This is a genomic window from Rhodococcus opacus (assembly GCF_012396235.1).
In the GTDB taxonomy this organism is placed as follows: Bacteria; Actinomycetota; Actinomycetes; order Mycobacteriales; family Mycobacteriaceae; genus Rhodococcus_F; species Rhodococcus_F opacus.
On record NZ_JAAXPA010000031.1, the window covers coordinates 76,845 to 98,268 of the forward strand.

Annotated in this window: 5 protein-coding genes; 3 read left to right on the plus strand and 2 right to left on the minus strand. The window is 66.2% G+C overall.

What is annotated here, in order from left to right; translation table 11 throughout:
* Positions 1-518: 518 nt before the first annotated feature.
* Together HGB39_RS31005 and HGB39_RS31010 are read left to right on the plus strand one after the other, a co-directional pair.
* Entirely contained in the window at positions 519-3,752 is a 3,234-nt protein-coding gene (locus HGB39_RS31005; RefSeq protein ID WP_005568709.1) for a (Fe-S)-binding protein, read from the plus strand.
* A gap of 94 nt (positions 3,753-3,846) precedes the next feature.
* A complete protein-coding gene (locus HGB39_RS31010) occupies positions 3,847-4,191 on the plus strand; it encodes a hypothetical protein (protein ID WP_063885194.1) in 345 nt (114 codons plus the stop codon).
* Position 4,192: 1 nt separating this feature from the next.
* Here HGB39_RS31010 and HGB39_RS31015 read toward each other — a convergent pair whose 3' ends face one another.
* Positions 4,193-5,677, minus strand: coding sequence for an Hsp70 family protein (locus tag HGB39_RS31015; protein ID WP_064080123.1), 1,485 nt, complete (start codon positions 5,675-5,677; stop codon positions 4,193-4,195).
* A 173-nt stretch (positions 5,678-5,850) separates the two neighbouring features.
* On the opposite strand from HGB39_RS31015, the gene HGB39_RS31020 reads away from it, so the two are divergent.
* On the plus strand, positions 5,851-6,471 hold the full coding sequence (locus HGB39_RS31020; protein WP_240483108.1) for a hypothetical protein: 621 nt from the start codon (positions 5,851-5,853) through the stop codon (positions 6,469-6,471).
* On the opposite strand, the gene HGB39_RS31025 is transcribed toward HGB39_RS31020, so the two are convergent.
* Positions 6,383-21,403 (minus strand): non-ribosomal peptide synthetase, encoded by a 15,021-nt coding sequence (locus HGB39_RS31025; RefSeq protein ID WP_081276485.1) that lies wholly within the window; start codon positions 21,401-21,403, stop codon positions 6,383-6,385. The genes HGB39_RS31020 and HGB39_RS31025 overlap by 89 nt on opposite strands.
* Between the last annotated feature and the right edge of the window lie 21 nt (positions 21,404-21,424).

Below are 21,424 nucleotides of genomic sequence, written 5' to 3' on the forward strand. Positions count from 1 at the left end.
AGAGTAACAGCGGAATCACGGCCGAAATGTTCATTGACGAAAAATTCATCGCGCCCGCAAGTTACCGATCGGTAGCAAATCGAGCGGGTGTAATTCGCGCGAATTACACGAGATGAATTACGTCACTCGGCGTGGTTATCGACAGGACGGACGTGAGTGCGCGGAATATTTGCCCATCGTTATCCGGCCGCAATGCAACCGCGTCGAATTCGTGACGAAAACGACCCCTGAAGCCCTCTCACGAAGCCGCTCGGACGGCCTCCGGCGGCTGCCGGCCGAAGTTAGGGCGACCTTGGGTGAGCGCCGCAATTCCGACCCTTTAACGTGACGAACAGAAAGTCCGATTGTGGCATGCACCACATGCCCTATCGGCGCCCGAGCTGCAGAGATCCCGCCGAACACCGGTATGTTACCCACAGGTAGACTAATTAAGTTACTAGCCGGTAACTTAGCAAGCGTTAGGATCACGAGCAGTCCCGAGGTGGCCGCCCTGCCGCCCTGAAACGAAAGGCCGCGACATGAATGCCCTGACGATCACGTTGGGCACCATCGGCGTGCTGCTGAGCCTCGTATGTTGGTTCTCCTTCATCACTGGCGCATTGAAGATGGTCAACGTCGTCCGGATCGGCCAGTCGGCCCCGGACCGATGGCGCCCCTTCTTCCCGCGCTTCAAGCAGATGTGCGTCGAGTTCATCGCGCACACCCGCATGAGCAAGTTCCGCACCGTCGGCTGGGCTCACTGGCTGGTCATGGTCGGCTTCATGCTCGGAGCCATCGTGTGGTTCGAGGCGTACGGGCAGACGTTCGACCCGGCGTTCCACTGGCCGCTGGTCGGCAACACCGCCGTCTACCACTTCATCGACGAGATCCTGGGTCTCGGCACGGTCATCGGTATCACCACACTGATCGTGATCCGCCAGCTCAACCACCCCCGCGTGCCCGCCCGGCTGTCCCGTTTCAGTGGTTCCGACTTCAAGGCCGCGTACTTCGTCGAGGCCGTCGTCCTCATCGAGGGCCTGGGCATGATCTTCGTGAAGGCCGGCAAGATCGCCACCTACGGCCACGCCAACCCGTGGACCGACTTCTTCACGATGAACCTCGCGAAGCTGCTGCCCGCGAGCCCGAACATGGTCGCGTTCTTCGCCTTCGTCAAGCTGATGTCGGGCATGATCTGGCTCTACGTCGTCGGCCGCAACATCACCTGGGGTGTCGCCTGGCACCGGTTCGCGGCGTTCGCGAACATCTACTTCAAGCGTGAGGACGACGGCGACGTCGCCCTCGGTGCGGCCAAGCCCATGATGTCGGGCGGCAAGCCCATCAACATGGAGGACGCCGATCCGGATACCGACACGTTCGGCGCCGGCAACATCGAGGACTTCTCCTGGAAGGGCTGGCTGGACTTCACCACCTGCACCGAGTGCGGGCGCTGCCAGTCGCAGTGTCCCGCGTGGAACACCGGCAAGCCGCTGTCGCCGAAGCTGCTGATCACGTCGCTGCGCGACCACGGTTATGCGAAGGCCCCGTATCTGCTGGCCGGTGGCCGCAAGGACATGGGCGGCGACGAGGTAGGCCTGGTGAACGGTGACGGCGCCGTGGACGAGGCCAAGCTGGCTGCGATCCCCGAGGCTGCACGCCAGGAGGCCGAGCGCAAGCTGGTCGGCGACACCGTCGAAGGCGAGCTGGCTCCGGTCATCGACGCCGAGACGCTGTGGAGCTGCACCAACTGTGGCGCGTGTGTCGAGCAGTGCCCCGTCGACATCGAGCACGTCGACCACATCATCGACATGCGCCGCTACCAGGTGCTGATCGAGTCGGAGTTCCCCTCCGAGCTGGCCGGCCTGTTCAAGAACCTCGAGAACAAGGGCAACCCCTGGGGTCAGAACTCCAAGGACCGTCTCAACTGGATCAATGAGATGGACTTCGAGATCCCGGTGTTCGGCCAGGATGCAGACAGCTTCGAGGACTACGAGTACCTCTTCTGGGTCGGCTGCGCCGGCGCCTACGAGGACCGCGCCAAGAAGACCACCAAGGCCGTCGCCGAGCTGCTCGCCACCGCCGGCGTGAAGTTCATGGTGCTCGGCGCCGACGAGACGTGCACCGGTGACTCCGCTCGCCGCGCAGGTAACGAATTCCTGTTCCAGCAGCTCGCCATGCAGAACATCGAGTTGCTGAACTCGGTCTTCGACGGCGTCGAGCAGCGCAAGCGCAAGATCGTCGTCACCTGCGCCCACTGCTTCAACGCGCTCGGCAACGAGTACCCGGAGGTCGGCGGCGAGTACGAGGTCGTTCACCACACTCAGCTGCTCAACCGCCTGGTCCGCCAGAAGAAGCTGATTCCGGTCGCGTCCGTCGGTGAGGACGTCACCTACCACGACCCCTGCTTCCTCGGCCGCCACAACAAGGTCTACGACGCACCCCGCGAGTTGATGGAAGCCTCCGGCGCGAAGCTGAAGGAAATGCCCCGTCACGGCGAACGGTCCATGTGCTGTGGTGCCGGTGGTGCCCGCATGTGGATGGAAGAGAACATCGGCAAGCGCATCAACATCGACCGGGTCGACGAGGCGCTCAGCACGGATCCGAAGAAGATCGCGACCGGCTGCCCGTTCTGCCGCGTCATGCTCACCGACGGCGTCACGGCTCGCCAGGAGTCCGGTCAGGGCGAGGGTGTCGAGGTCGTCGACGTCGCCCAGCTGATGCTCTCGTCCATCACGCGTCTCGAGCCCGAGAAGCTGAGCGAGAACATCACGGTCATCCCCCGCGAGAAGCCGGCCGAGCCGGCAGGATCGCCGGCAGCAGCCGAGGCCAAGGCCGAGGTGGTGGAGAAGGAGCGCGTCGAGGAGGTCGAGGAGGCCGCTGCAACGCCGGCCGCCACGGAAGCTCCCGCGGGCAAGGGCCTGGCGATGAAGGGCCTGGCCAAGGCACCCGGGGCGAAGGCACCCGGCGCCAAGGCACCCGGCAAGGGGCTCGGCATGGCAGGCGGGGCGAAGGCACCCGGCGCCAAGAAGGCTGCTCCTGCTACGGCCGAGGCTGCCGGTACGGAGGCGCCCGCAGCGGAGGCACCCAAGCCCAAGGGCCTCGGACTCGCCGGCGGCGCGAAGGCACCGGGCGGCAAGGGTCTGCAGATGAAGGGTGCCGCCAAGGCTCCCGGCGCGAAGGCCGCCGCTCCGGCTGCCGAAGCACCGGCGACAGAGGCTCCCGCAGCGGAAACCCCTGCTCAGGACGCCCCCGCGGCGAAGCAGAAGGGACTCGGACTCGCGTCCAGCGCCAAGGCACCGGGCAAGGGTCTGCAGATGAAGGGCAAGGCGAAGGCTCCCGGCGCGAAGGCCGCTCCCGCGGACGCTCCCGCCGAGCCGGCAATCGCCGAACCCCAGGCTGCCGAGCCCCAGGCTTTCGAACCGCAGGTCGCCGACACGTCCTCCGCTTCGGAGGCCCCCGCTGCCGAGGCGCCGAAGGCTCCCCCGGTGGCGAAGGCCGGTGGGCTCGGCTTCAAGAGCGGCGCCAAGGCTCCCGGAGCTCACAAGGCCGCGGCCCCCAAGGCCGCAGCTCCGAAGGCCGAAGCACCCGCGGCCGAGGCTCCCGCAGCTGAAGCACCGAAGGCCGAGGCAACCGAGACCGCGGCTCCGAAGGTCGAGGAGTCGAACGGCGACGGATCCAACGGCAAGGCACCGGAAACGGTGAAGGCTCCGCCACCGGCCAAGCCTGGCGGACTCGGTTTCAAGGCAGGCGCGAAGGCACCTGGCCGGAAGAGCTAGCCGACAGCAGTGAACAGCAGCGCCCCCACCGATCACGGTGGGGGCGCCGCTGTTTTCCGTGACGGCCCGCGTTGCGCACGGCGTAACCTCCGACATGATGACTTCGGGCGCCGATCTCACTTTTCGCCGCGCCGCCACGTACACGGTGGCGGTCATGGGCGGTGCAGTGGTCGTTGCGCTCCTCTCGGTCGCGTGGATGTCGATCGGGTCCGGTGACTGCGCCGAGTCGATGATGGAGTGTGCCCGCGGAGAAAAGTACGTCCTTGTCTTCGGCCCACCCGCGTTGCTGCTCGTGGGCGGGGTCGGAGCTTTCGTGCAGACCTACCGGGTCTGGCGGGCCGGTGGCCGGTGGCAGGTCTGGCAGGGAGCGGGCTGGATGTTGTTCGTGTTCATGCTCATCTACGCCTCACTGTCGGCTGGCGCTCTCACCGAGATCTGACCTACCGTGGTCCGGCTCCGCCGCGGCCCGGCGTTCCGCCGCCCATCGGCTGGGCGGGTGCCGGGTTCTGCACGGTGTATTCCTGCACGGTGCCGTCCTGTGAAGTGTCGTCCTGCGCAGTCTCGTCGGCGGACGATGCCTGTTCGACGGACGAGGTTGTGGTGGTCGTTGCCGAGGGCGTGTCGTCCCGGCCGACCAGTAGGGTTGCCGCCGCTCCTGCGCCGAGGAGGACGAGCGCGGCGGCGCTTGCCGCAACCATCCATCCCCGGATACCGGACTTCTGTGTCTTCCTCACCGGCACACTGGTCGGCGCGACGCGTCGGGTCGGCGCCTCGGCCGATGCGGACGGGGGCAGCACGCGCGACGCTGCCGCCACGATCGGTCGTGGCGCCGCCGGTGGTTTCACCCGCGGTCCCGGTGCCGACATCACCCGGGAACCCGACTGTTGTAGCGATGCCCGCTCGGCGATGGCCGCCGCACCGCGGGCGGACGCGGTCGCCGGCTCGGGTGACGCGACGAGTGCGACGTTCACGGCCGTCGAGAGCAGTTCCGTCACGAGCGGGACCGCCGCTCCGCCGCCGAGGAGGACGACGGCGTCGACTGGGGTGCCGGTCTCGTCGAGGCGTTCGAGTTCGCGGGCCACCGTGTTCGCGGCGCCGGTGAGTGATCCGCGGATTACTTCCTCGAATTCGGAACGCATGACGCGTATCTGGCGTCGGATGCCGGGAAGCGCGACGGTCACCACGGCAGACGTGTCTTGCGACAACCGCTCTTTCGCACTCCGGCAGCGGGCGGCGAGTTCGGTCAGCGCGCCGCGGTGGGCAGGATCGTCTACGTCGAAGTCCGGGTTCGCGTTCTGGACGAGCGCGACCACATGTCCCATCAGCAGCCGGTCGGCGTGGTCTCCGCTGAAGTCGGTGCTCCGCGTCGATCGGACCACACCGAATTCGGCGCCGCGCCTCGTGGCCAGGGTCAGGTCGAGGGAATGGGCTCCGACGTCGCACAGCAGCAGTGTCGAGAATTCGTCGAGTTTCTCGACCCGGGAGATCCATGTCAGTGCAGCAGTGGTTTCGGGGATCACCGTGACCGTGCGATTCTGCAAGAGGCCCCATCGTCGGATCTCGTCCTCGAGTTCCTCGACGGCGTATCCCGACCAGGCTGCGGGAGCCGCGACCACCACATGGTCGGGCACCGGGGTGCGGCCACGAATGAGGCAGTCGAGCGCGGTGGTCACCAGCTGCACGGCCGGGGTCCGGGTCCCGTCGTCGCCGATCACCGGAACGGGATCGCCGACCCTGTCGATGAAGTCACGAAACACGATGCTGCCCTGAGGAAGCGGTCCGCTGCGGTGCGGGCCGAGGGTGGGTGCGCTGCTCGACGACAGCGCGAGGTCGGCCGAGTGCCGCACCACCGTGAATCCGTCGTCCGCCCGGTGCGTCGGCGATTCACCGTGCATCTGCGCGGACACGAACGAGTCGGAACCCATACTGATCCCCATCGATGTCCGCATGTCGTGATCTCCGTTCCGTGGTGACGGCAGGCGCCTTTCCTGCCGATCGAAACGCTAGACCGCCTTCCTGTGCCGACCGCTGTGTGCTTGCTGCGATGTTCCTGTGTACGTGGCTTCGCGCGCCCCTAGGGAAGGTGCAGCGTCCTCCCATGGTGCGTTCGGTCAGCCGGTTCACCACCGAGGACGCCGATCTCCTGCTGTCGCCCCGGCAACGACGCGACCTTCTCGACTGTTTCGGCCTCTTCGGTATCCGGTTCGCGGTCAGGCTGATTCGCGCGGGCGCGACCGACGCGCCGGCACTGGCCCACGAGCTGACGGCGCACAGTGGTCTCGAGGACCTTCGCCGCACACTGCATCTGCAGTTCGGTCAGCGCAGCACCGAACTGAAGGCACACTCGGCGCTCAGATCGCTGAAGGCCACGCTGGCCCGCACACCGTCGTCGGCGAGCCGCAGCCTGGGCAGCGCTGCCGATCGGCTGCTCGCAGACACCCACGTGTTCCGGGAACTGCGGGTGTTGTCGGGACTGCGCACCAGCGGTCTGCAGTTGCGGGACACGGCCGTCGTCCTGCTCGAGCGGGTGCTCGGCGGCGAGGGCATGTCGCCGCACACGCGGCGCGGTCCTGCGAGGCCATGCTCGCGCGCTGACGCTCAGCGTCGGGCGACTCGCCTGACCTGTTCGCTCACGATGTTGATTGCTCTCTCAGGGCCTGGTTCACGATCGGGCCGACGACGGCGAGAGCGTCGGGTGACGTCATCTGCCAATGTGTGACAGGCACGGCGTGGTTGTGCACTACCCCCGTGACCGCGTTCTCCCATCCGCGGGCCGCCCTCCCGCCGGTGGCATCGTCGGCCGCCGCGGTGAAGAACACAATGTCTCCGTCGAAGCATGCAGGCCGGTACTCCGACATCAACCTCGAGTTTCGGTCCGCCGCCGACACGAGCCGCCTCACGACCTTCTCGGTGTGCTCTACGGAGTGCCCGGATATTTCGGCCAGCGCGACCGCGACACCACCGAGGCTCGGGTCGGAGATGCGCTCGACTGCTGTCGCTTCGATACCGAACCCACCCAGCAACTCACGCACCGAGACATCCGTGGGCGACCCTTCCTCGACCGCCGTCGCGCCGGCGAAGCTGTCCATCATGGCCAGCAATTCCACACCCTCGCCGGCTGCCTGAATCTGGACCGCCATCGCATGGGCGATGACACCGCCGAGTGACCAGCCGAGCAATCGGTACGGACCGGATGGTCGGATCTGGCGGATCTCACGGACGTACCGGTCCGCAAGTTCATCGAGAGACTCCGGAAGATAGCCGTCCTCGAGAATCGACGGACTCTGGATGCCGTAGATCGGCAGATCAGGTTCGATGTACTGACGCAGACCCGAATAGCACCACGACAGTCCGACGATGGGATGGATACAAAACAGCGGCGCTCCCTCTTCACCGTCCGCTCGGATCCGAAGCAGCGGCCCGAACCCTTCCTCCACCGGACCCGTGGCTCCGTTCTCGATCCGAGCGGCCAATGCTTCGACGGCGGGATCCGTGAACAGCCACTGCAACGGAACTGCCGCACTCAGGTCTTGCTTCAGTCGGGCGACGATCCTGGGCGCGACCAGGGAATTGCCGCCCAACGCGAAGAAGTCGTCATCCAGCCCCACCTGTTCGACACCGAGAATGTCGGTGAAGGCCGAGGTCACGATTCGCTCGACGCGCGTCGTCGGCCCCCGGAACTCCCGCTTCGTGAACGCCGGGGCAGGCAAGGCGTTCCGATCCAGCTTGCCGCTCGCGGTCAGAGGCAATTCGTCGAGCACCATCAGCACATCCGGCACCATGTACTGGGGCAGCGACCTGCCGGCCGTGGCACGGACCGATTCCACGTCGATCAACCGACCCCCTGTGGGGACCACGTACCCGACCAGCTGCTGACCGAACTCGCCGTCGTGCACGATCACAGCGGCCTGCACGATCGTCTGCTGCGCCACCAGCGCGGTCTCGATCTCGCCGAGCTCGATACGCAGCCCGCGCACCTTCACCTGAGAGTCCAGCCGACCCAGATACATCAGCTGTCCGCGTGGGTTCCACTTGACCACGTCCCCCGTGCGATAGAGACGCGTCCCTGCTGCCCCGAACGGATCGGCCACGAATCGCTCCGCCGTCAGCCGCTGGCGGCGATGATAGCCGCGAGACAGCTGCACTCCTGCCAGATACAGCTCTCCTTCGACCCCGATGGGCACCGGGTGGAGACGTCGATCCAAGACCAGTGCGGTGGTGTTCCAAACAGGTTCACCAATCGGGACCGATTCCCGCTCGAGTCCGTCGCATCGGTGGGACGTCGCAGTGACCGCATATTCCGTGGGACCGTACTTGTTGTCGAGACGAGCCTTCGACCGCGACGCACATCGCGCAGACAACTCCACCGGCAATTCTTCCCCACCGGCAAAAACACACCGCAACGAATCCGGTAGACACGCCTCCGGATCGGCCAGGAGCGCCGCCAGCATCGACGGTACGAACGCGGCCACGGTAACACCGGAGTCTTGCATCAGTGACAGCAGATAGTCCGGATCCCGATGACCGTCTGGACGCGCGACGATCATCCGGGCACCGACGGCCAGCGGAACCAGTAATTCCCACATCGACACGTCGAACGTCACCGGCGTCTTCTGCACCACGACATCGGAGTCGCCGAGCTCGTATTCGGCTGCCAACCAGGACATTTGGTTGACAATCGCGCGATGGCTGACCGAAACCCCTTTGGGCCGCCCGGTCGATCCAGATGTAAAGATCACGTACGCCAGATTTTCCGGCCGTGCGGGCGTCACGACTTCGGACTCCCCAACCGGCTCGGACGAATACACCGACAAATCGAGGGCGTCAACGTTCAGCACTCGATTCCGGGACGTGTCGAATCCGTCTCGGGAGGTGGACAGGACGCAGACGGGTCCCGTGGTTTCCAGGATGTAGTCGTTGCGTGCCGGGGGTTGATCAGGGTCCAACGGCACGAATGCAGCACCCGCTCGGAGCACCGCGTAAATTCCTGTCACCAACTCCAGCGACCGGCGCATCCCCAATGCCACCAACGACTCCGGTCCTACACCCTCGTCGATCAATCTTCGAGCCAATCGGTTCACCCGAGCAGAGAACTCGGCATACGACAGCGACTCGTTGTCGTACACGATTGCCACCGCGTCCGGTGTTCGGGCCACCTGCGCATCGAATCCGTCGAGCAGCAGTCCATCCGGGACGTCGCGTCCCGTGATGTTCCACTCGCGCAGCATCTGACGCCGCTCGTTCTCTTCGACGATCGAGATGTCGCCCACCGGCATCATCGGATCATCCACCACCGCTTCGAGAATTCGCACGAACCTGCGCGCGATCTCGCGCACCGTCGCGCCGTCGAACACATCCGTCGCGTAGGACAGCCTTCCCACGAATCCACCCCCGCCATCTGCCGACTCACCCACAGTCATCGACAGGTCGAACTGCACCGCTTGCCGATCGACCTCCACCGGCGAGACCGTCAATCCCGGAAGCTCCACCGCCGGCCGACTGAAGTTCTGAAACGCCAACATCACCTGGAACAACGGAGAGAACGACTGAGACCGAATCGGATTCAGCTTTTCCACCAATCGTTCGAACGGAACGTCCGCCCGAGAGAACGCCTCGAGATCGGCATCGCGCATCCGCCTCAGTAGCTCCGCGAACGATTCGTCCGGCTGGTACTGCGCCCGCAACACCAACGTATTGACGAACATGCCCACCAGATCGTCCAACGCCGCATCACCACGGCCCGCGATCGGCGACCCGATCGCGATATCGGTCGCCCCACTCAGCCTCGCCAATAGCACCGCTAACGCCGCATGCACCACCATGAACGGCGTCGCACCCGCCTCTCGCGCCAGCGACACGAGACGCGCCACCGTTGCCGCCGGCACGGTGAAATCCACGCTGGAACCGAGGCCCGACCGCACCGCCGGGCGTGGCCGGTCGGTAGGTAACGCCAGCGCATCGGGCAGCCCCGACAACGCATCCAACCAGTACGCGATCTGCTGCGACATCAACGATCCCGGATCGTCCTCCGAACCCAGCACCTCCCGCTGCCACAACGCGTAATCCGCATACTGCACCGGCAACGGCGTCCAGGACGGCTCGTGCCCTGCGTGCCGCGCGGCATATGCCACCAACACGTCTCGGCCCATCGGCGCGGTCGAGAAACCGTCCGCGCAGATATGGTGCACCACCACCACCAAGACGTGCTCGGACTTCGACATCCGGTACAGCGCCCCGCGCACCGGCACCGATTCCGTGACCTCGAAGCCCGCCGTGAGCAATGCGGCCACCCGCATCCGCAACTCTTCCTCGTCCGCGACCGGAATCGGCGTCAGGTCCATCGACACTCTCGACGCATGCACGATGCGCTGTGCCGGCCCCTGGGCCGAGTCCGGGAACACCGTCCGCAAGGCCTCGTGCCGAGCGAACACGTCGAGCACCGAAGCCTGTATCGCTGCCACATCCAGTTCACCGGACAGGCGGACCACAAGCGGAATGTTGTATGCCGCCGACTCCGGGTCGAACTGGTTGAGGAACCACATCCGCTGCTGCGCCAACGACAACGGAATCCGCGCCGGCCGCACCCGACGGGTCAACGCCGGCCGCCCACCTTCACCGGCATGCTGCTCGGCCCGCACCGCCAGCGCCGCCACCGTCGACGCCTCGAAGATCACCCGAACCGGCACACGGGTGTCCAACGCCGCACCCAACCGGGACACCACCTGCGTCGCAACCAACGAATTACCGCCCAACGCAAAGAAATCGTCGTCCAGACCGACCCGCTCGAGCCCCAGCACCTCCGCGAAAATACCCGCCACGACCTCCTCGACCGGCGTAGTCGGCGCCCGAAACTCCCGGACGACGAACGACGGCGCGGGCAACGCCCGTCGGTCGAGCTTCCCACTGGGATTCAACGGCAACGCGTCGACGACCATCACCTGCGACGGCACCATGTAGGTCGGCAGCCTCTCGCCCACCCTGATGCGCAGGGTCTCCGGGTCCAGGGCAGCCTCGGTATCGGGAACGACGTATCCCACCAGTTGTTCACCGGTGTGGGGATCGTGGCGCAAGACCACGACGGTCTGCGCGACTCCTTCGCACCTGCCGAGCGCTGCCTCGATCTCACCGAGTTCGATCCGCAGACCCCGCAATTGCACCTGTGAGTCGATTCGCCCGACGAAGTCCAGTCGTCCGTCTTTCGTCCACCGCACCAGATCGCCGGTGCGGTACATCAGTTCGCCGGAACCCCTGAAGGGATTGGCCACGAATCGAGCTGCCGTGAGTGCACCGCGGGCATGGTAGCCGCGGGCGAGCCCACTGCCCGACAGATACAGCTCGCCGATCACGCCGACCGGAGAAGGATGCAGCCTTGCATCGAGGACAACAGCTCCGGCACCCTCGATCGGGGTGCCGATCGTGATTCGTTCCTCCGGCACGAGCGGCTCGGTCATGGAGATGATGATGGTGGTCTCTGTGGGACCGTAACTGTTGAAGAAACGACAGGCGGGTGCGAACTTCGCGACCAACTCCGGCGGGCAGACGTCTCCTCCGACGACCACGGCCTGGAGTTCGTCGAGCCCGTCCGGGTCGACGATCCCCAGCGCCGCCGGCGCTGTGATGATGTGGGTGACCCGCTCGACGCGCAGCAACTCCGCGAGCTCGCCGCCACCGATGATCTCGGGTGGAGCGACAACCAAGGTGGCGCCGGCACTGAACCCCGCGATCATCTCGAATACCGACGCATCGAAGCTCGACGACGAGAACCTCAGCACCCGCGAGTCGCCGGTCAAGTCCAGTTCGAGGCGGGCGTCCGCACAGAACGACGCCAGCCCGGCATGGGTTACAACGACACCCTTCGGGACCCCGGTCGAACCCGACGTGTAGATCATGTAGGCCGCATTGGACAACGCGACCGGCGCACCGCGCTCGCCGTCTGTGATCTGTGCCGCCGAAACCTCGTCGCACAGATCCTGCACTTCACCCGCGGTGGGTACCAGCCAGGCAACCTTTCCCGGCAGCGACGTGGTCTCGGCGCTGGTAAGACCGATCACGGCCCCTGAATCGGCCAACATGTACTCGATCCGCTCCACCGGCAGTTTCGGATCGACCGGCACGAACCCGCCGCCCGCCTTCGCGACCGCCCACACCGCAACCACTGATTCGATGGACCGAGCGAAGGCCAACGCGACAAATGTTTCAGGACCGACACCACGAGAGATCAGCACTCGGGCCAGTCGGTTCGATCGGGAGTCGAGGTCCGAATACGACATCTCCACACCACCGCAGGTCAACGCAACACCCACGGGGTTCGACGCGACGCCGGCCGCCAGAATCTCCGGCAGCGTCCGTGCGTGCACAGGCAGTGGCTCAGGGGCCGCAGCCGCGAGCACCCGTTGCCGCTCGGCCGGACCCAGCAAGTCGACGTCGCCCACCGCGACGGACGGATTCTCGATGACCGCGTCGAGCACCCGCACGAACCCCTCGGCGATCCCGTACACCGTCGGAGCATCGAAGATGTCCGCCGCATACGACAGCCTCCCCGCATACCCGCCCCCGGCCGCCTCACTCAGAGCCATCGAGAGGTCGAACTGCGCGGCCTCCCACTCCACTTCCACCGGTGACACCGTCAAACCCGGAAGCTCCACCCTCGACGGCGCGAAATTCTGGAACGCCAACAGCACCTGAAACAGCGGCGAGAAGGACTGCGACCGCACTGGATTCAGTTTGTCCACCAACTGCTCGAACGGCACATCAGCCCTGCCGAACGCCTCGAGGTCCGAATCGCGCACCCGCCCCACCAGCCCCGTGAACGACTGACTCGGCTCACAATCGGCCCGCAATACCAATGTATTGACGAACATGCCCACCAGATCGTCCAACGCCGCATCACCACGACCCGCCACCGGCGACCCGATCGCGATATCCGATGTCCCACTCAACTTCGCCAACAGCACCGCCAACGCCGCATGCACAACCATGAACGGGGTCGCACCCTGCTCACGTGCCAGCGCCGCGAGACGCACCACCGTCGCCACCGGAACCGCGAAATCGACACTTGCACCCACCCCCGACCGTACCGCCGGACGTGGCCGGTCGAGCGGCAGAGCCAGCACGTCCGGCAGACCCGCGAGCGCATCCGCCCAGTACTCGAGCTCTTGCGAAATCAGCGACGTGGGATCGTCCTCCGAGCCGAGAAAGCCTCGTTGCCACAGGGTGTAATCCGCATACTGCACCGGCAGCGGGGTCCACGACGGCGCGTCGCCGGCTGTGCGCGTGGAGTAGGCGTGCACCAGATCGCGGGCGAGTACCTGGATCGACCAGCCGTCGATGCTGATGTGGTGCACGACCATCACCAACACGTGTTCGTCAGGAGCCTCGCACCGCACCAATGTCAGAGCGATCGGGATTTGCGTGGTCACGTCGAATCCGTGTGCCATTGCCTCCCGGATCCGTGTATCCAGAGCAGCGGCCGGGACGACGTCGGGCGCAACGTCGATCAGATCGCCGGTCGCGGCGTGATCGACCGGCAGCACGAGCTGAGACGGGCCGTCAGGGGATTCGGGAAACATCGTCCGCAGCGATTCGTGCCGTTCCAGGATGTCCGCGGCGGCCCGGCGGAGTGCGCCGACGTCGAGGGGGCCGGACAGCCGCAGTGCCGCCGCCACGTTGTAGGCACTCGACGTGGGGTCGAACCGATTGAGGAACCACACTCGGGTCTGAGCCAGGGACAGGGGGAGCCTGTCGGGCCTCGGGCCGGACACGAGCGCGGGGCGCGGTCCTGCACCGGCGTGCATCCGGTCGACGACGGTAGCCAGAACCCCGACGGTGGGCGACTCGAACAGCGACCGCACGGTCAACCCGGTGCCGAGCTCATTGTTGATCCGGGCGACCACACGGGTCGCGATGAGGGAGTTACCCCCGAGGTCGAAGAAATTGTCCGACATACCGATCCGCGAGGCGCCGAGTACGTCCGCGAGAATCTCCGCGAGGACGCACTCCGTCAGGGTGCCGGGCGGGACGAACTGCGCCGAACTCGCGAACTCGGGAACCGGCAGTGCCGTGCGGTCGAGTTTGCCGTTCGCAGTCAACGGCAGTTCCGCGAGCACGACCAGCGCCGACGGCACCATGTACCGGGGAAGCACCGTTGCGGCAGCGTCGAGGAGCGCGCGCACGTCCGGGGACCTCCCGGGCGCAGGCACCACGTATCCGGCGAGGTAGTCGCCGGTGGACCCGTCGTTGCGGGCCAGTGCCACCGCCTGTGCAACATCTGCGTGCCCGTGCAGCGCCGCCTCGATCTCGCCGAGTTCGATGCGCTGGCCGCGAAGCTTGACCTGGAAGTCCGTGCGGCCCAGGTATTCGAGCTGCCCGGTCGGCAGCCACCGAACAAGGTCACCGGTGCGGTACAGCCGACTGCCGTCTCGCACGGTTCCCGCGGCCGCGAGGGGGTTCGCTACGAACCTCTCCGCCGTCAGATCGGACCGGGCCTGGTATCCGCGCGCGAGCTGGACACCGCCGAGATACAACTCCCCCGCCACCCCGACGGGGACGGGACGCAGGCGTCCGTCGAGCACATACGTATGGGTGTTCCAGACCGGTGCTCCGATCGGCACGGTGGTCTCGTCCGGCCCGGTCTCGTAGTAGGTCACGTCCACCGCTGCCTCGGTGGGACCGTACAGGTTGTGCAGCTCCGCCCCGCTCACCCGGTGCAGATTCGCCGCCGTCACAGGCGGCAATGCCTCACCACTGGTGAACACCCGGCGCAGCGAATTGCACCCAACGACATGCGCTCCGGCCAGGAATACGGCGAGCATCGACGGCACGAAATGCACCGTGGTCACAGATTCTGCGCGGATGACCCGCTCGAGATAGGCGGGGTCCCGGTGCCCGTCGGGCTCGGCGATCACCAGTCGCGCGCCGGTCTGCAACGGCCAGAACAACTCCCACACCGACACGTCGAACGTCACGGGGGTCTTCTGGAGAACCGTGTCGTCGTCGCTCAGTGGGTACCGATGCTGCATCCACAGCAGCCGGTTGACGATGCCCTCGTGCGGCACTGACACGCCCTTGGGTCTGCCCGTGGAGCCGGAGGTGAAGATGACATATGCAGGGTTTCGGGTATGCAACGGCCCCACCCGGTCCCGATCCCGGATGGGGTCATCGGACAGCGCCGATACATCGAGGGTGTCGAGGTCGAGGGCCCGCACCTCGGCGGGCAGCGCGACGCGATCCGCGGTGGTGGTGAGAACGACGACTGGACCGGCGGTAGCCACGACGTACGCGATCCGCTCGGCCGGCTGGTCCGGGTCTATCGGGACGTACGCGCCGCCGGCCTTGATCACGGCGTAGATTCCCACCAGCATATCCACCGAGCGTCGCACCGCTACACCCACGAGCGATTCGGGGCCCACACCGCCGCTGATCAGGAACCGCGCCAGCTGATTCGCGCGGGCGTCGAACTCTGCGTACGTCAGCACCGTCCCCTCGAACACGACGGCGGGGGCGTCGGGCGTGTGGGCCACCTGCGCGTCGAACAGCTCGGCGAGGGTGAGGCGCGGTACCTGGTGTTCCGTTGCATTCCAGGAGTCGACCACCAGCTCCCGTTCCTTCGGAACGAAAAGGTCGACGTCGCCGACCGGTGTGTCCGTGTCGCGCGCAATGGTCTCGAGAATCCCGATCACGCGCGCCGCGAGTGTCGTGGCGGTATCGCGATCGAAAATTCCGTGCTGATAACGCAGACTCAGCCGCAGTCGAGGTTCGAGGATGGACAGCAGGGTGATCGGGTAGTGCGTGGCGTCACGCGCATCGAGAGCGGTCACTCGCATTCCCGCGATGTCGGTGTGCTCGTCGAATCCGGACTTGTCGACGGGGTACGACTCGAACACCGACAACGTGTCGAACAGGTTGCCCAGACCTATGCGTGCCTGGATGTCACCCAGTCCGAGGTAACGGTGATCGAGCAGGGAAACTTGCTCACCCTGGAGGCGGGTGAGTAGCTGCGCGCACGTCTCGTCCGGGTCCATCCGCACCCGCACGGGCACGGTGTTGATGAAAAGCCCCAGCATGCTCTCGACACCGGACAGCTGCGGCGGCCGACCCGACACGGTGGCACCGAACACCACATCGCGACGGGAGAGCAACCGGGACAGCAGTATTCCCCACGCCGCCTGGACGACGGTGTTCATGGTGACTCCATGGCGCGTCACCACCGTGTCGAGCGCACCGATCAGGGCCGCGGGCAGTGCGATGTCGACCTCACCCGGCACGCCGTGCTGTTCCGAGGACGCGTGCGGCGCCAGCAGTGTCGGCTCGTCGAGCCCCGCCAGCGCACGTTCCCAGGCGCGTAAGGACGCGTCCCGGTCGAGTGTCGCCACCCATTCCAGGTAGGTGCTGTACGGCCGCGGCTCCGGAAGGGCGGGAGCGTCGTCCGCGGCATAGCGAACCAGCAACTCGCGCACCAGCAGTGGCATCGACCATCCGTCGAGGATGATGTGGTGGTTGGTCAGTGCCAGCACGTGACGCTCGGGTGCGGTGCGGATCAACAGCAGGCGCAACAGCGGAGGACGGGCGAGGTCGAATCGGGCGACGCGGTCGCCGTCGAGGAGACGCTCGAGTTCCACTCCCGCCGCCGACCCGCACCCGGTCAGATCCACCTCACGCCACGGCACGTCCACCCTGTCGACAACCAACTGCGCCGGGATACCGTGATCGTCGTACTCGAATGCGGCACGCAGAGTTGCGTGGTGTGCGAGCACGCCTGCGGCGGCACGGCGCAACCGCGCGGAGTCGACCGCGCCCTCGAGGTCGATGCGCAGTTGCGCGGTGTAGATGTCCAGCGAATCGGCGGCCAGCGTCGAGTGGAACAGCAGACCGGACTGCAACGGGGACAGCGACCAGATCTCTCGTAGCCCCGGGTACGAGTGTTCCCAACGCTCGATCCGACTCTGGCTCACCGTGACCAGCTGGCAATCGGACGGTGTCAGACCACCCGCGACGGGCTGAACCGTGTGCGCGGCAAGACCGTCGAGGGCGCTTCGCCACAGATCCGCAAGGGCTGCGACGTCGGAGTCGCGGATCACCCCGGTCGGATACGCGAACGATGCCGTCAATCGGGGTCCCTCGGGGCTGTCGACCACCATCGCGTTGATGTCGATCACCGCAGCCACGGCCATGCCGGATCCGCTCGCTGTGATCAGGTCCGGTGCCTCGGGGTCCGGCAGCCAGCCGAGATCCTGCAAGTCGCCGAGGTGTTGCACGCCCATGCGGCCCAGGTAGTTGAAACTGATCTGCGGCTCAGGAAGACCCCCGAGAATCGACCTCGCGCTCTCGTCGAGATGCCGGAGCAATCCGAATCCGACGCCACGGGCAGGCACCGCGACGAGCTGTTCCTTGACGGTCTTGATCACGACACCGGCAGCATGTCCACCCTCGAAGGCCCCGCCGAGTTCGACGGCCGGCAGTTCGAGCCGGACCGGGAAGGCGCTGGTGAACCAACCGACGGTACGTGCAAGATCCGCGCCGGCCACCGCCTCCTCCTCGCGCCCATGACCTTCCAACGTCAGTAACACCGAACGCTCGTCGATCCCGTGCGAGTGTCGCCACTGCACGACCGCCATCGCCAGCGCCGACAGGAGTCCGTCGTTGACGCCGCATCCGAACACATCGGGAAGTCGAGCGAGCACCGCATCGGTCACGGCGGGACTCACGTCGATGTGTACCCGCTCGGTCGTGCGCATCGTGTCGATCGCGGGCGCGATCGGTCGTGTGCCGATCTGCGGGTCAGGGCCGCTGAGAACCTCTCGCCAATAGGGCAACTCGCCTCTGTGCGCTCCTCGATCTGCCGCGTCCTGCAGTCCATATGCCCAGCGGCGGAACGACGTGCCCACCGGGGCCGGCGTCGGCGTCTGTCCCGTGCCCAGCTGCAGCCACGCCGTCGCGAGGTCCGGCAACAACACGCGCCACGACACACCGTCCACCACCAGATGATGCGCGAGAACCAGCAGTCGGTCTCGTGCACCCTCGGATTCGGAGACACACCACACCAGTTGAAGCATGACCCCGTTTTCCGGGTCCAGGCGCGCCGCAGCAGCCGCACACTCGACGCTCACTACGTCGGTAAACGCGCGGCTGCCGGGTGCCGCCGCCGTGACGATCCTCGAAATCCGATCCCTGGCCGGCACGCTACCGACGGCCGTCGTTTCGAATGCCCACACACCGTCGCCGTCGGGGACGAACTTCGAACGCAGAGCATCATGGTGATCGAGCACCGCCGCAAGCGTCGCACTCAACCGATCCGGATCGACATCAGACGGCAAGGTCAGCAACAGCGCCTGGAAAAAGTCGTCGAAGCGGCCCCGCTCGATCATCGAGCACATGATCGGCGTCGGCGGGATACGCCCGACGCCGCCGCCATCGAGTTCCTCGAGGACGACCGCCGATTCTGCCTCCACCGGCACCGCCACCGCGGCGATTCCGGCGATCGTCTTGTGCTCGAACACGGCCCGCGCACTGAAGGCGAGACCGAACTCCCTGGCTCGGGCAGCGATCTGCATCGCGACGATGCTGTCGCCGCCGAGCGCGAAGAGACTGTCGTCCACACTCACCCGGTCGAGGCCGAGTGCCTCGGCGACGAGACCCGAGAGCTGCTCCTCCGCCGGTGTCGACGCGGCGCGGAACTTGTGTTCAGCTGATCCGAAGTGTGGTTGCGGCAGTGCACTTCGGTCGAGTTTGCCGGCGGCCGTCACCGGCACGTGTTCGAGCCACATCACCGCCGACGGGATCATGTGGGACGGCACGATTTCGGCGACGCCCTCGACAATCGCGATCGGATCGAATTCGCAACCGGTGTCGAGGCGCACATACGAGACCAGCGCCGTCGTGCCGCCCGCCGTCCGATGAACCACCGTCGCGGCGAAGTTGACGCCGTCCTGGGCGAGCAGTGCCGAGTCGATCTCGCCGAGTTCGATGCGGAAGCCACGGATCTTGACCTGGGTGTCGGACCGGCCGATGAACTCGAGCGTGCAGTGCCCCACCTCGGTTCCTCGCGACGACCGCACCCAGCGCACCTCGTCACCGGTGCGGTAGAGCCGAGACCCCGGCTCACCGAAGGGGTTGGCCACGAATCGGTTCGCCGTCAGCCCGTGCCGATGGTGATAGCCGCGTGCGATTCCGGGGCCGGCGAGGTAGAGCTCACCCACCACCCCGGCGGGCACGGCGCGGAGCTTGCGGTCGAGCACCACGACGCTCGCACCCTGGATCGGGCGGCCGATGGTAATCGGTTCGCCCGGCGTCAGCGGCTCACCTGCGGTGATGATGATGGTCGTCTCGGTCGGCCCGTAACTGTTGGTGAAGCGGCACACCTGCCCGAACCGCTCCACGAGGTCGGGGGTGCACACGTCACCGCCGACCACCACCGCCTCGAGATGTTCGAGCCCACGCGGGTCGACTGTGTTCATCACCGTGGGAGCCGTGATGATGTGGGTTACCTGCTGTTCGCTCAGCAGGTCGACGAGGTCGCTTCCACCATGCATCTCGGGCGGGGCGACAACCATCGTGGCACCGGCGCTGAAAGCCTGGATCATCTCGAACACCGAGGCATCGAAGCTGGCCGACGAGAACCGTAACACCCGCGATTCGTGGTGAATGCCGAGTTCCGGGCGGGCGCCGGCCGCGAAGTTCGACAGACCGCTGTGGGTGACGACGACCCCTTTCGGAAGCCCGGTCGATCCCGATGTGTAGATCATGTACGCGGGGTGACGGATTGACAGCGGGGCGCGGCGATCGACGTCGTTGATCGTGGTGCTCGGCTGTCGTTCACAGCGTGCGCGCAACTCGTCGTCGTCGAGGACCAGCCAGTGAATTCCGTCGGGCAGTGTTGCACGCAGTTCGTGAAGCGTGAGCCCCACCAGTGCCCCCGAATCGGACAGCATGTGCGCGACTCGCTCGGGTGGGAGTTTCGGATCGACAGGCACGAAGGCGGCCCCGGTCTTCGCGACCGCCCAGAACGCGACGAGTGACTCCGCCGATCTGGGAAGACTCAGCACGACGAAGGTTTCCGGTCCGGCCCCCGATTCGATCAGTAGTCGCGCCAGTTGATTGGATCGCTGGTCGAGCTCGTGGTAGGTGACCTCCCGTCCCGACGCCCGAATCGCGACTGCGTCCGGTGCGGCGGCAACGCCGTCGGCCAGCAAGTCGGGGAGGAGCCGCTCCGGCTCTGTCTGCGGACCGCGACATGGCACGAGATCCGCGCGTTCGTCGGCGTGCAGCACGTCGAGAGCGGCGATGCGGTCGGTGGCGGCTGACGCGGCGAAGGCGGAAAAGAATTCGAGGAACCGGGCATGGTGACCGCGCAGCTCCTGTTCGGTGTACAGATTCGGGTTGGCCTCGAAGTCGACCTGCGCAACGTCGCCTGCGACACCGGGATAGATGTTCACTGCGAGGTCCTCCACCGGACCGGTGGTGAGCACGTGGAGCCGGCCGATCGACGGCCCGAGCCGAATCTCGGCGTGGAACATCATGATGTTGATCGACGGACCGAAAAAGCCGCGACGCCCACCCAGGACGCCCGCATCACGTCGTATGTCCTCGTGCCGGTACCTCTGGTGACGTAGCGCTCCGGTCAGCGCCAGTTGCGTACATCTCATCAAGTCGACGGAGGTCGTTTCCTCCCCGACCGAGAGTCGGATCGGAAGGACGTTGGAGATCATGCCGCCCGAGCGGCGCAACCGGGAGGTGGTGCGTGCCGAGACCGGCAAGCTCAACACCACGTCATCCTGGCCGGTCAGGCGGCAAAAGAATGCAGACACGGCAGCCACCGCGGCTGTCGCGAACGTCGCCCCGGGTTCCCGGCCGGTCAGACTTTGCAGTGCGGCTGTCGTAGCAGCGGACAGCGGTGCGCTGCTCACCAGCGACTGCGCGCCGATCTCGGCCGCCCGCCCGGCGAGGCTGATCGTCGGTGGGAGATTGCGGCTGCGCTCCGCCCAGTACGTGCGGTCCGTCTCGAACCGGCTCGAGGTGCGGTAGCGCGCCTCTTCTTCGACCACCTCCCGCAATCCACTCGCGGTGAACTCGGCCGGCGCGCGACCCTCGACCGCCGCGGTGTACAGCTCCGCGGCACGGTTCATGAACGTCATGGCGCCGAAGCCGTCGAGGGCGATGTGGTGAATTCGCGAGTACCAGAAGTAGCAGTCGTCGGCGACGCGCAACATTGCCGAACGGATCAGCCGATCATGGAGGAGATCGATCGGGTTGCTGCATTCGGCGCGCATCCACGCGAGAGCCGCAGCCCGCGGATCAGGGTCGGAACGGAAGTCGAGATGTGTCATCTCGAAGCCGAGCGACTCGTCCACCGTCTGGAGCGGCTCACCGTCCCACTCGACGATTCGGAGCAGTCCGGTACCGAGTTCCCGGAGTGCCGCGGGTCCGATCCGTGCGAGCAGGCCGATGTCGAGATCAGCGATACCGACCTCGACGTACTGAGCAATGACGATCGGAACGTCGCCCAGCAGGTGCTGGGCGAACCACATTCCACGCTGAGCGGCGGAGAGTGGGAACAGCTCGGAGGGCCGTGCAACATTCGCCATCACCGTCTCCGAAAGGACCGAAGTCGTATCGAAATCGTCCAGCGATGACACCCTCGGCCCTCGGCAATCCATATATCGACACTGAAGCGCGCG